This is a genomic window from Nocardia sp. NPDC055165, from assembly GCF_053606985.1.
This window is the reverse complement of sequence record NZ_JBSGSS010000024.1, coordinates 1-12,860: the sequence shown is the minus strand read 5'-3', so window position 1 is coordinate 12,860 and position 12,860 is coordinate 1. Positions and strand designations below refer to the sequence as shown.

14 protein-coding genes are annotated in these 12,860 nt (G+C 64.7%); all 14 read left to right on the top strand.

Annotated elements, in window-relative coordinates; translation table 11 throughout:
• Window positions 1-161: 161 nt before the first annotated feature.
• On the top strand, window positions 162-824 hold the full coding sequence (locus ACWFRF_RS32610) for an L-threonylcarbamoyladenylate synthase (protein WP_452453947.1): 663 nt from the start codon (window positions 162-164) through the stop codon (window positions 822-824).
• A gap of 13 nt (window positions 825-837) precedes the next feature.
• The gene (locus ACWFRF_RS32605; protein ID WP_452453945.1) at window positions 838-1,971 is read left to right on the top strand and encodes an MraY family glycosyltransferase; all 1,134 of its coding nucleotides are present in this window, start codon (window positions 838-840) and stop codon (window positions 1,969-1,971) included.
• Between the two features lie 28 nt (window positions 1,972-1,999).
• Window positions 2,000-2,458 carry a hypothetical protein gene (locus ACWFRF_RS32600; RefSeq protein WP_378996170.1) on the top strand — a complete coding sequence of 153 codons (459 nt, stop codon included), beginning with the start codon at window positions 2,000-2,002 and terminating at the stop codon, window positions 2,456-2,458.
• A 286-nt stretch (window positions 2,459-2,744) separates the two neighbouring features.
• On the top strand, window positions 2,745-3,599 hold the full coding sequence (atpB, locus tag ACWFRF_RS32595) for a F0F1 ATP synthase subunit A (protein ID WP_452453943.1): 855 nt from the start codon (window positions 2,745-2,747) through the stop codon (window positions 3,597-3,599).
• A 72-nt stretch (window positions 3,600-3,671) separates the two neighbouring features.
• Window positions 3,672-3,920, top strand: coding sequence for an ATP synthase F0 subunit C (locus ACWFRF_RS32590; RefSeq protein WP_056817903.1), 249 nt, complete (start codon window positions 3,672-3,674; stop codon window positions 3,918-3,920).
• A gap of 5 nt (window positions 3,921-3,925) precedes the next feature.
• Window positions 3,926-4,483, top strand: a complete 558-nt coding sequence (locus ACWFRF_RS32585; protein ID WP_378996166.1) for a F0F1 ATP synthase subunit B — start codon at window positions 3,926-3,928, stop codon at window positions 4,481-4,483.
• Between the two features lie 19 nt (window positions 4,484-4,502).
• The gene (locus ACWFRF_RS32580; protein ID WP_378996164.1) at window positions 4,503-5,315 is read left to right on the top strand and encodes a F0F1 ATP synthase subunit delta; all 813 of its coding nucleotides are present in this window, start codon (window positions 4,503-4,505) and stop codon (window positions 5,313-5,315) included.
• A 67-nt stretch (window positions 5,316-5,382) separates the two neighbouring features.
• Entirely contained in the window at window positions 5,383-7,023 is a 1,641-nt protein-coding gene (gene atpA / locus ACWFRF_RS32575; protein ID WP_378996162.1) for a F0F1 ATP synthase subunit alpha, read from the top strand.
• 58 nt (window positions 7,024-7,081) lie between these two features.
• A complete protein-coding gene (locus ACWFRF_RS32570; RefSeq protein WP_379314655.1) occupies window positions 7,082-8,053 on the top strand; it encodes a F0F1 ATP synthase subunit gamma in 972 nt (323 codons plus the stop codon).
• Window positions 8,054-8,078: 25 nt separating this feature from the next.
• Window positions 8,079-9,527, top strand: coding sequence for a F0F1 ATP synthase subunit beta (atpD, locus tag ACWFRF_RS32565; protein ID WP_056817894.1), 1,449 nt, complete (start codon window positions 8,079-8,081; stop codon window positions 9,525-9,527).
• Window positions 9,528-9,533: 6 nt separating this feature from the next.
• Window positions 9,534-9,911: a F0F1 ATP synthase subunit epsilon gene (locus ACWFRF_RS32560; RefSeq protein ID WP_378963587.1), complete on the top strand. Its 378-nt coding sequence runs from the start codon at window positions 9,534-9,536 to the stop codon at window positions 9,909-9,911.
• 186 nt (window positions 9,912-10,097) lie between these two features.
• Window positions 10,098-10,526, top strand: a complete 429-nt coding sequence (locus ACWFRF_RS32555) for a DUF2550 domain-containing protein (RefSeq protein ID WP_378639396.1) — start codon at window positions 10,098-10,100, stop codon at window positions 10,524-10,526.
• A complete protein-coding gene (locus ACWFRF_RS32550; protein WP_062984468.1) occupies window positions 10,523-11,101 on the top strand; it encodes a cob(I)yrinic acid a,c-diamide adenosyltransferase in 579 nt (192 codons plus the stop codon). Before ACWFRF_RS32555 ends, ACWFRF_RS32550 begins: the two co-directional genes overlap by 4 nt.
• Before the next feature lie 91 nt (window positions 11,102-11,192).
• Window positions 11,193-12,473 carry a UDP-N-acetylglucosamine 1-carboxyvinyltransferase gene (gene murA / locus ACWFRF_RS32545; RefSeq protein ID WP_452453939.1) on the top strand — a complete coding sequence of 427 codons (1,281 nt, stop codon included), beginning with the start codon at window positions 11,193-11,195 and terminating at the stop codon, window positions 12,471-12,473.
• Window positions 12,474-12,860 lie beyond the last annotated feature (387 nt).

The window sequence follows — 12,860 nt, the reverse complement described above, 5'->3', positions numbered from 1 at the left end:
GATCCGATAACCGTGCCGCAAGATCTCGTCACGCCCGCGCACATGCTGGCGGGCGGCGCCTTGGATGTGCGGGAACTCCCCGCGCACGCGGACACCAGCTCGGGCAGTAGACTCTGCCAGCATCCATCGACCGGTAACACTCGCGGAAAGGCGGGAGAGCGTTGACCGTCTATGACTGTGCTCGAGCAGATGTGCGGGCAGCTGGGCTGACTGCGGCGACGAGCGCGCTCAAGTCGGGTCGGCTCGTGGTGATGCCGACTGATACTTTGTACGGCCTCGCGGCTGATGCCTTCAATTCTTCGGCGGTGAGTGACCTGCTTGCGGCGAAGCGGCGCGGCCGCGATATGCCGGTCCCGGTACTCGTCGGTTCCTGGCACACCATCGAGGGCCTGGTGTTCTCCGTGCGACCACAGGCACGCGAATTGATCCGCGCTTTCTGGCCTGGTGCGTTGAGTCTTGTTGTGCAGGCAGCTCCTTCGCTCGCGTGGGATCTCGGCGATACGCGGGGCACTGTGATGCTCCGGATGCCGCTGCATCCGGTGGCACTGGAGCTGTTGCGTGAGGTGGGGCCGCTGGCGGTGTCCAGTGCCAATGTGTCGGGGCAGCCCCCGGCGACGACCGCCGCACAGGCGCGCGACCAGTTGGGCTCGTTGCCGAACGTGTATCTCGACGGTGGTCCGGCCGAGCGCGCTGTCGCCTCGACAATCATCGATCTCACTGCCGATCAGCCGCGAGTCTTGCGGGAGGGCGCTGTGTCGGTGGCTGATATCGCGGATGTGCTCGGTATGGAGCCGGATGCGCTGATCAGCTCAGTGCACCGGTGATCGCAAGAATCCGATGAGTTCCATCGTTCCCTTGCGCGAGCTGGTGCTCGTATTGCTCGTCTCGGCCACAGTGACCTTTCTTGCAACGGGCGGTGTGCGGGTACTCGCCATCGGATTCGGCGCGGTGGCGGTGCCTCGTGAGCGCGACGTCCATGTGAGGCCGATCCCACGAATGGGCGGTGTCGGCATGTATGTCGGCGTGGTCGCAGCAGTTCTTTTCGCGCACCAGTTGCCGGCGTTGCGCCTCGGATTCGACTACGCGCGCCCCGATATTCCAGCCGTCCTGGTCGCCGCGACGGTTATCGTGGCGGTTGGCATCATCGACGACCGGTGGGGCTTGGATGCCCTCACAAAATTCGTGGGTCAGGTGACGGCGGCGGGTGTCATGGCCGTGATGGGTCTGAGCTGGTATGTGATCTACGACCCATTCAATGACAGCACGGTTGTGCTGGACACGCTCCTGGGCGGGCTGGTTACCGTCGGGATCACCGTAACCCTGGTCAACGCGATGAACTTTGTCGACGGTCTCGACGGTTTGGCCGCAGGACTTGGTTTGATCTGTGCCATGGCGGTTTTCGTCTTCTCCGTGGGTCTGCTCTACGACCAGGGCGGTTCGGTCGACACCTATCCGCCCGCGTTGCTCGCCGCCGCGCTGGCAGGCGCTTGCCTCGGATTTCTGCCGCACAATTTCTCGCCGGCCAGAATATTTATGGGCGATACCGGCTCGATGATGATCGGCTTGATCTTGGCCGCGGTATCCACCGGCGCCTCCGGCCGAATTCCGCTCCAGGGTTACGGCCCCCGCGACATTGTCGGTTTGCTGTCGCCGCTGTTGCTGGTCGGCGCGGTGATGTTCATTCCGGTGCTCGACCTGTTGCTGGCGATCGTGCGCCGGGTGCGCGCCGGCGTGAGTTTCTCCACACCGGACAAAATGCATCTGCACCACCGATTGCTCCAGATCGGGCATTCGCACCGTCGTGTGGTCTTGCTGATCTATTTATGGGTCGGTGTTCTCGCGTTCGGCGCGGTGGGAACTTCGCTGATGGATAGACGCCTTGTTGTCCTGCTGGTGGCAGGCGGATTGGTGTTCGCGCTGGTAGTGACCGCGATCCCGTCCGTGCGCAGGTCGGAGTCGACGCAGCACTGAGTTCGGCCCGCAAGGTAAAGTTCGGGCCGTGAGCTTTACACCCGAAACCGTGCCAGGCCCTGACGCCCCTCTGCGCGCCGCGCTGCGCTACGGCCTGATCGGCCTCGGCGTGCTCGTCGTCGTCTCGGTGGCGATCGCCTCCGCGGTGGCCGGGATGCCCGGTCTGTGGGGGGCGCTGCTCGGCGCCGCGATCGGTGGTGGGTTCATCCTCACCACGGTCGTCGCGGTGCTGCTCGGCGCGAAGCTGCCGCCGACCATGGCAGGTGCGGTGATGCTGGTCAGCTGGGTCGGCAAGTTGCTGGTGGCGCTGCTGGTGATCGTGGTGCTCAAGCAGTTCGACTTCTACAGCGGGCCCGCACTGTTCTTTACGGTGGTAGGAGCCCTGCTGATCGTCCTCGGTGCGGAGACGTACGGCGTTGTGAGCCAGAAGGTTCCGTACGTCACGACACGCGCGGGAGACAGCGAAACGGCTTCCGAGCAGGAATAATCCCACCCAGCTACACACTGTCGTAGATAGCTTGGTAAAGTGTTGGTAAGCAAGCACCCAAGCTAGAGGCCCGGCCCGACAAACTCGGGGCTATGCCTCGAGTTACCAGGGGGGATCATCGGGATCCCACCCGGTGCCGCTATGCTTACTGCCGATCCGGGTGGAATGTGCCCGGTTGAAGCATGTCGACGATGTCGCCGACGCCCGAACAGCAGCCGATACGGGTTATACCGTACGAGCCGCTGTCGAATTTCGAGCCGACCAGAGTCGACCCCATTGATCGTCAATGTCCGATCGAACCGCGGGAATGACAGTCGTACCTGCGGCCCGAACACGGGAGAGAACGCTGAGCGTCATCACTTTGGCGGCGGGCGAGTTTCACGCGCCATCGCTGTCCGACTTCTACCCTCCAGCAGTGCTGTTCGCGGGGACGCCGTTCGAACTCGATCGCCTGATGCTGGTCCGGCTGCTGATGACCGCCGTATTGGTGGCCGTCTTCGTGCTGGCATTCCGCTCGCCGAAGATCGTGCCGCGCGGCCTGCAGAACGTGATGGAAGCCGGTGTGGTTTTCGTCAAGGAGCAGATCGCTGACGAGGTTCTCGGTAAGGAAACCGGCAAGAAGTTCCTCCCGCTCATCGCGACGATCTTCTTCACGGTTCTGTTCCTGAACTTCTCCGGTGTGATTCCCGGATTGAACATCTCGTCGAATGCGCGCATCGGCATGCCGCTGGTGCTGGCCGCGATCGTCTATATCGCGTACAACTACGTCGGTATCCGGAAGTACGGGTTCTTCTCCTACATCCGCCACAGCATCGTCGTCCCCGATGTGCCGGTCGCGCTGCACGTGCTGCTGATCCCGATCGAGTTCATCTCGACGTTCATCCTGCGCCCGTTCACGCTCACCGTGCGTCTCATGGCCAACATGCTGGCCGGCCACATCATGCTGGTGCTGTTCTTCAGCGCGACCTGGTTCTTCCTGTTCGACGCCACCGCGTGGATGAAGGTCTTCTCGCCGTTCTCGCTGCTGGCCGGCATCGGCTTCACGCTCTTCGAGCTGCTGGTGATCTTCCTGCAGGCCTACGTTTTCGCGCTGCTGGCTGCCGTGTACATCGGCCAGTCGCAGCACGCTGCCGACCACTGACCTGACTGACCAACGACCGGAAACCTGCTACACACGCCGACCGGCGGGTGAGCAACAGAAAGGGAAAGATTCATGAGCCTCGCTTACCTGGCCCAGGAAGCCGCGACCACCGAGAGCACCTTCAAGGGCTTCGGCGCCATCGGCTACGGTCTGGCCGCGATCGGCCCCGGCATCGGCGTGGGTATCGTCGTCGGTAAGGCCATCGAGGGCATCGCTCGTCAGCCCGAGCTGTCCGGCCAGATCCGCACCACCATGTTCCTCGGCATCGCGTTCACCGAGGCCCTGGCGCTGATCGGCCTCGTCGCCGGCTTCATCTTCTGATTCCGATGCGCGAACTCATCACGCTCGCAGCTGAGGGTGGAGAGGATGTGAATCCTCTCGTTCCCGAAACGTACGACATCGTCTGGTCGATCGTCTGCGTCGTCATCATCGGCGTGCTCTTCTGGAAATACGTGATCCCGCGTGTGACCAAGACACTCGAAGAGCGCACAGACAAGATCGAAGGCGGTATCGCCAGGGCCGAAGCAGCCCAGGCCGAGGCACAGCACACGCTGGAGCAGTACCAGCAGCAGCTTGCCGACGCCCGGCTCGAGGCCGCGCGCATCCGCGAGGAAGCACGCACCCAGGGTCAGCAGATCCTCGCGCAGATGCGCACGGATGCCCAGGCCGAAAGCGACCGTATCGTCGCCGCCGGTCACTCCCAGCTGGAAGCCCAGCGCCAGCAGATCCTGACGGAGCTGCGTTCCGAGGTCGGCCGTACGGCCGTCGACCTGGCCGAGAAGATCATCGGTCAGTCGGTTTCGGACGAAGCCAAGCAGGCGGCGTCGATCGACAAGTTCCTCAGTGAACTCGACGACACCGACGCCATCGGGGTCGGAAGGTAGCGACGCGAAAGTGAGAAGCATGTACGCAGCGAGCCGCGAGGCCAGTACCCGGTCTCGCGAGGCGCTTCGGGTCGCTCTGACCGGAAGCGAAACTGTTGCGGCCACAACGGGGTCGGAACTGTTCGCCGTTGTCGCCGTGCTGGACGACCAGCGTTCGCTGCGTGTGGCGCTCGCGGACGCCTCGGTGCCGGGTTCGGCGCGCGCTGAACTCAGTGAGCGGGTCTTCGGCGGCAAGGTCAGCATTGCCACGCAGGCAGTGCTGACCACCGCGGTGGCGCAGGACTGGTCACGCACCCGCGACCTGGTCGACACCCTGGTGCTGCTCGGGCAGGAGGCTCTGCTGGAGTCTGCCGCCGTCGGTGGCCGACAGGACGCGGTGGAGGACGAGCTGTTCCGGCTCGGACGCATCATCGCCGACAACCCGAAGCTGGAGCAGGCACTGTCCGATCAGGGAAAGCCCGCCTCGGCGCGGCGCGAACTGGTCGAGCGGCTGCTCAACGGCAAGGTCGAGCCGGTCACCCTGGCGCTGGCCGAGCAGGCGGTGACCCGCCTGCGGACCAACAACATCGGCGTCGCCTTCGACGCCCTGTCCGATCTGGCGGCGGCCCGTCGTGACCAGATCGTCGCCCACGTGAACTCGGCGGTCGAGCTGAACGATCAGCAGAAGGAGAAGCTGTCGGCTTCCCTGCGGCGGATCTACGGCAAGGCGGTCACCGTGCACGTGCAGGTCGACCCGACGCTGCTGAGCGGCGTCGTCGTCCGCGTCGGAGACGACGTGATCGACGGCAGCGCCACCGGCCGACTGGAGAAGCTGCGTCGGGCTCTGTCGTAATCGACAAGGCCCAGACTCCACTTCCCCCATCCCCGACATTCGAGACCACAGCGAGAGCAGGAACAACATGGCGGAGCTGACGATCTCCTCCGACGAGATCCGTAGCGCGATCGAGAGCTACACCCAGAGCTACACCCCGGAAACCTCCATCGAAGAAGTCGGCATCGTGACCGATACCGGCGACGGTATCGCGCACGTCAGCGGCCTGCCTTCGGCGATGGCCAACGAGCTGCTCGAGTTCCCCGGCGGGGTTCTCGGCGTCGCGCTGAACCTCGAGGACACCAACATCGGTGCCGTCATCCTCGGCGAGTACGCCTCGCTCGAGGAGGGCCAGCAGGTCCGTCGCACCGGCGACGTGCTCTCCGTCCCCGTGGGTGACAAGTTCCTCGGTCGCGTCGTCAACCCGCTCGGCCAGCCGATCGACGGCCTGGGCGAGATCGAGGCCGACGAGCGCCGCGTGCTGGAGCTGCAGGCCGCGTCTGTGCTGGAACGTCAGCCGGTCGAGGAGCCGCTGGCCACCGGCATCACCGCGATCGACGCGCTGACCGCCATCGGTCGCGGCCAGCGTCAGCTGATCATCGGCGACCGCAAGACGGGCAAGACCGCCGTCGCGATCGACGCGATCCTGAACCAGAAGGCGAACTGGGAGACCGGCGACGCCGACAAGCAGGTTCGCTGCATCTACGTCGCGATCGGCCAGAAGGGCTCCACCATCGCGGGCGTCAAGACCGCGCTCGAGGAGCACGGCGCGATGGAGTACACCACCATCGTCGCTGCCCCGGCCTCCGATTCCGCCGGCTTCAAGTGGCTGGCTCCGTACACCGGTTCGGCCATCGGCCAGCACTGGATGTACCAGGGCAAGCACGTCCTCATCGTGTTCGACGACCTGACCAAGCAGGCCGAGGCGTACCGCGCCATCTCGCTGCTGCTGCGTCGTCCGCCGGGCCGCGAGGCGTACCCCGGTGACGTCTTCTACCTGCACTCCCGTCTGCTGGAGCGTTGCGCGAAGCTGTCCGACGAGATGGGCGCCGGCTCGATGACCGGTCTGCCGATCATCGAGACCAAGGCCAACGACGTCTCGGCGTTCATCCCGACCAACGTCATCTCCATCACCGACGGCCAGGTCTTCCTCGAGTCCGACCTGTTCAACAAGGGCGTCCGCCCGGCGATCAACGTCGGTACCTCGGTCTCCCGTGTCGGTGGCGCCGCCCAGACCAAGGCCATGAAGAAGGTCGCCGGTTCGCTGCGTCTGGAAATGGCGCAGTACCGCGAGCTGGAGGCGTTCTCCGCCTTCGCCTCCGACCTCGACGCCGCGTCGCTGGCGCAGCTCGAGCGTGGCGCCCGCTGGGTCGAGCTGCTCAAGCAGGACCAGTACTCCCCGGTCTCGGTCGAGGATCAGGTCGTCTCGATCTTCCTGGTCGACGCCGGTTACTACGAGTCGGTGCCCGTCGAAGACGTGCGTCGCTTCACCGCCGAGCTGCTCGAGTACCTGCACGGCGCGACCCAGAGCTCGTTCGACGCGCTCGAGGGTGGCAAGAAGCCGCTCGCCGGCGAGGCCGCCGACGCGATCAAGGCCGAGACCGACAAGTTCAAGCAGGGCTTCCTCGATTCGAACGGCAATCGCATCGTGAACGAGGCTGCCGCGGGCGAGCTGGACCACGAAGAGGTCGAGTCGCTGTCGGTCACCCGCAAGCACGTCGACAAGTAAGCCGGGTCATGATGTCGGCAATTTCCGATCTGGCGAATGAAGGGAGTGTGAACCGCTAGTGGCAAGTTTGCGCGAATTGCGCTCCCGCATTCGTGGTGTGAATTCGATCAAGAAGATCACCAAGGCTCAGGAACTGATCGCGACCTCGCGAATTTCCAAGGCCCAGGCCAGGGTTGCGGCTGCCAAGCCGTACGCCGAGGAGATCACCAAGGTCCTCGGCGAACTGGCGAGCGCTTCGAAGAACCTGTCGCACCCGCTGCTGACCGAGCGCCCCAACGCTCGTCGGGCCGCTGTCCTGGTGATAACCAGTGACAGCGGTATGTGCGGTGGCTACAACTCGAACGTGCTCAAGCGTGCCGAAGAGCTCATGACCACGCTGCGTGGCGACGGCAAGGAACCCGTTCTGTACGTGATGGGCAGCAAGGGCATCACGTACTACAAGTTCCGCAACCGTCCGTTCCAGGCGTCGTGGTTCGGCTTCTCCCAGCAGCCCAAGTACACCGATGCCTCGGCCGCGTGCCAGCACCTGGTCGAGGCCTTCATGGCCGGCTCCGACAGCGAGGTCCCCTCGCTCGACGGCACCGGAACCATCGAGGGTGTCGACGAGCTGCACATCGTGTACACCAAGTTCGTCTCGATGCTGACCCAGAACCCGGAGGTGCGCCGCCTGGCGCCGATCCAGGTCAGCTACGTCGACGAGAACTACGAGCTCGGTGACGACATCATGTCGGATTCGCCGAACGCGGTGGCCACGGCGCAGTACGAGTTCGAGCCGGACGCCGATGTGCTGCTCGGGGCTCTGCTGCCCAAGTACATCAACACGCGTATCTACGCATCGTTGCTCGAGGCAGCGGCATCCGAGTCCGCGGCTCGGCGCACCGCAATGAAGGCGGCGACCGATAACGCCAACGAGCTGGCCAATGTGCTCCAGCGCGAGGCGAACTCGGTGCGTCAGGCCCAGATCACGCAGGAAATCAGCGAAATCGTCGGCGGCGTCAATGCGCTGGCGTCGAGCTCGGACCGCGACTAAGAAGCGCAGGAAGAGAACCAATCTAATGACCGCAGCTGTCACTCAGGACAACGCGAAGAAGGCGGGCGAAACCGCTGGTCGCGTCGTCCGTGTCATCGGCCCCGTCGTGGACGTCGAGTTCCCGCGTGGCGCCATCCCCGAGCTGTTCAACGCTCTGAACTCCGACATCGAGCTCCCGTCGGTGGCCAAGACCCTCACCCTCGAGGTCGCTCAGCACCTCGGCGACAACATCGTGCGCACCATCTCGATGCAGCCGACCGACGGCCTGGTCCGTGGCGCGACTGTCACCGACACCGGCAAGCCGATCTCGGTGCCCGTCGGCGACATCGTCAAGGGCCACGTGTTCAACGCCCTCGGTGACTGCCTCGACACCCCCGGCCTCGGCCGGGACGGCGAGCAGTGGGGCATCCACCGTCAGCCGCCGAGCTTCGACCAGCTCGAGGGCAAGACCGAGATCCTCGAGACCGGCGTCAAGGTCATCGACCTGCTGACCCCGTACGTCAAGGGCGGCAAGATCGGTCTGTTCGGTGGTGCCGGTGTCGGCAAGACCGTGCTGATCCAGGAGATGATCACTCGTATCGCTCGCGAGTTCTCGGGCACCTCGGTGTTCGCGGGCGTCGGTGAGCGTACTCGTGAGGGCACCGACCTCCGTCTGGAAATGGAAGAGATGGGCGTCCTTCCGGATACCGCCCTGGTCTTCGGCCAGATGGACGAGCCGCCGGGCACGCGTATGCGCGTCGCCCTGTCGGCGCTGACCATGGCGGAGTACTTCCGCGATGTCCAGCACCAGGACGTGCTGCTCTTCATCGACAACATCTTCCGTTTCACCCAGGCCGGTTCCGAGGTCTCGACCCTGCTGGGTCGCATGCCTTCGGCCGTGGGTTACCAGCCGACGCTGGCGGACGAGATGGGTCAGCTCCAGGAGCGCATCACCTCGACCAAGGGTCGCTCGATCACCTCGCTGCAGGCGATCTACGTCCCCGCCGACGACTACACCGACCCGGCGCCGGCGACCACCTTCGCCCACCTGGATGCGACGACCGAGCTTTCGCGCCCGATCTCGCAGAAGGGCATCTACCCGGCCGTCGACCCGCTGACCTCGACCTCTCGTATCCTCGAGGCTTCGATCGTCGGCGAGCGCCACTTCCGGGTTGCCAACGAGGTCAAGCGGATCCTGCAGAAGTACAAGGAACTGCAGGACATCATCGCCATCCTCGGCATGGACGAGCTCTCCGAAGAGGACAAGGTCCTCGTCGGTCGCGCCCGTCGCCTGGAGAAGTTCCTCGGTCAGAACTTCATCGTCGCCGAGAAGTTCACCGGCCAGGTCGGCTCGGTCGTTCCGCTGGAGCAGACCATCGACGACTTCGACCGTGTCTGCAAGGGCGAGTTCGACCACTACCCGGAGCAGGCGTTCAACTCCTGCGGTGGTCTCGACGACGTCGAGGCAGCCGCGAAGAAGATCCTCGGGAAGTAGTCCACTATGGCGGAGATGACAGTTGATCTCGTAGCTGTCGAGCGCAAGATCTGGTCCGGCCAGGCTTCGTTCGTCAGCGCGCAGACCACCGAGGGTCAGATCGGCATCATGGCAGGCCACGAGCCGCTGCTCGGTCAGCTCGTCGAGGGCGGCACGGTTTCCATCGTGTCGACCGACGGCGAGCGGATCGTCGCGGCGGTGCACGGCGGCTTCTTCTCGGTCACCGCCGACACCGTGCGGGTGCTGGCCGAGTCCGCGGATCTCGCGGGCGAGGTCGACGTCGACGCGGCACGCAAGGTGCTGGCCGATGCGAGCGCCACCGAGGTGGAGCTGCGCGCGGCCCAGGGCCAGGTGCGTGCGGTCGAAGCGACCGTGACCGACTGATCGCAGTAGTACGACTCTCTGCCGGCGAGGAACTTCGGTTCCTCGCCGGCAGAGTTGTTTGCACCGCCTTTTCGTGGGGATAGACGATCCGGCCGGAGCGCCGCGTAGTGGGCGTGATTGAATGTCTGGGCGGGGGTGTCTTTGACACCGGCTAGAGCGAAAGGGCGTACGGCATTGCAAACCGGGATGGTTCTCCTGATCATTCTGGTGCTGACGCTCGTGTTCGTAGCCGGTGCGTCGACCTATCGCCTGGTGATGTTGCGCCGCGGGGGCACGGCCGCGCTCCTACGTTCACTGCCCGCGCGCGGCGGCCAAGGCTGGCGGCACGGGCTCATTCGCTACGACGAGGATCGCCTCGTCTTCTTCAAATTGACCAGCCTGAAATTCGGACCCGACTCCACGGTGCATCGGCAGGGCCTCGAGATCGTCGAGCGCCGAGCGCCGCAGGGCGACGAATTCGACATCATGAGCGATGACATCGTGGTGGTAGCCGTCACCGATCCGCACAGCAAATTCGAGCTCGCGCTCGACCGCGGTTCGATGGCGGCTTTTCTGTCCTGGGTGGAGTCGCGACCGTCCGATCGCGCCCGCCGCACTCGTGGAGGCCCGTCGTGAGCGTGCATTTGACCCGGATCTATACCCGCACGGGCGACGACGGGACGACCGGTCTCAGCGATTTCTCCCGTGTCGCCAAGAACGATCCCCGGCTGATCGCCTACGCCGACTGCGACGAGGCCAATGCCGCACTCGGTGTCGCCGTCGCCCTCGGTGCGCCCGAACCCGCTGTGCTGACGGTGCTGCGCCAGATCCAGAACGATCTGTTCGACGCGGGCGCCGATCTGTCCACCCCGGTTGTCGCCGAACCGAAGTATCCGCCGCTGCGCATCACCCAGCCCTATATCGACCGGCTCGAGAAGTGGTGCGACGAGTTCAACGACGGTCTGGCACCGCTGAATTCGTTCATCCTGCCCGGCGGCACGCCGTTGGCTGCGTTGTTGCACACAGCCCGTACTGTGGTGCGGCGCGCCGAGCGATCCGCGTGGTCCGCTGTCGAAACGCACCCTGACGACACCAGTGTGCTGCCTGCGAAATATCTGAATCGACTCTCGGACCTGCTGTTCATCCTCAGCCGCGCCACCAATCCTTCCGGTGACGTGTTGTGGCAGCCCGGCGGCGGGCTACCACGCTGAAAGCGACTCTCCGACGCGGAGAATCGGTCGGTTTCTTGTTCTTTCGTGGCAGGGGGGCGTGTCGTCGCGTGGCGGTCGATAAGCTGGCGTGGTGAGCGAACGGTTTCTGGTCTCCGGCGGCAATCGACTCGTCGGCGAGGTCGCGGTCGGCGGCGCGAAGAACAGCGTGCTGAAGCTGATGGCTGCCTCGTTGCTGGCCGAGGGCACGACCACCATCACCAACTGCCCGGACATCCTCGATGTCCCCTTGATGGCGGAGGTGCTGCGCGGCCTCGGCTGCGATGTGACGATCTCCGACGATGTCGGCGGCGACAACTCGGTGGTGACGATCGATACCCCCGCCGAGCCCAAGTACCACGCGGACTTCCCCGCGGTGACCCAGTTCCGCGCCTCGGTGTGTGTGCTCGGTCCGCTGATGGCGCGCTGCAAACGCGCCGTGGTGGCGCTGCCCGGTGGCGATGCGATCGGTTCGCGACCCCTTGACATGCACCAGGCGGGCCTACGCCTGCTCGGTGCGACCAGTGCGATCGAGCACGGTTGCGTCGTGGCGTCGGCCGAACAGTTACAGGGCGCGCGGATCCGCCTCGACTTCCCGTCGGTGGGCGCGACCGAGAACATCCTGATGGCCGCGGTCCTGGCCGAGGGGGAGACGGTCATCGACAATGCGGCGCGCGAGCCCGACATCGTCGACCTGTGCACCATGCTCGTACAGATGGGTGCGCAGATCGACGGTGCCGGTTCCTCCGTGCTCACCGTGCAGGGCGTCAAGAGCCTCTCGCCCACCACACACCGGGTGATCGGCGACCGTATCGTCGCCGCCACCTGGGGGATCGCCGCCGCGATGACCACCGGCGATGTCCGGGTCACCGGCGTCAACCCCAAGCACCTGGCGCTGGTGCTGGACAAGCTGCGTTCGGCCGGCGCGCGAATCTCCTACGAGCCCAACGGTTTCCGGGTCGTGCAGGCCGAGCGGCCGCGTGCGGTGAACTTCGCGACGCTGCCGTTCCCCGGTTTCCCGACCGACCTGCAGCCGATGGCCATCGGCCTGGCCGCTATCGCCGACGGCACCTCGATGATCACCGAGAACGTCTTCGAGGCGCGGTTCCGTTTCGTGGAGGAGATGATCCGGCTCGGCTCCGACGCCCGGACCGACGGTCACCATGCGGTGGTCCGTGGAATCCCGCGGTTGTCGAGTGCACCGGTCTGGTCCTCCGACATCCGCGCGGGTGCGGGCCTGGTGCTCGCCGGCCTCGTCGCTGATGGCGTCACCGAAGTGCACGACGTCTATCACATCGACCGCGGCTACCCCCGATTCGTCGAGCAGATGCAGGCGCTCGGCGGACAGGTCGAACGGATAGATGCACCGAAATAGGGCCCCTGACCAGCCGATTTGACTTCGTGTTTGTCGGCACGTAACTTTATTCCAGTCAGAGCGACACGGACACCGACTCAGCCGCCCAGCGGCCGAGACACGAGGTAGGACGATGAGCGCCTGACTGACTGCGTGTTCAGAGGGTCTCGGTACGGATTTGCTTCCGGCCGGTTGTCTGAGCTAGGTTTGAACCCTTGCCTCACCGAAACCCCTTCGAGAATTTGTGGGTAGAAGTGTGTGCGTGTGTTCTTTGAGAACTCAATAGTGTGTCGATGAATGTCAGTGCCAATAATTATTATTGGTTCCAATCTTTCATGTACCCCCCGGTCGTGGGAGGTTGGACATTGAACAACAGCGAATCTTTTTGCTGGTGTTCGCTTTGCTAGG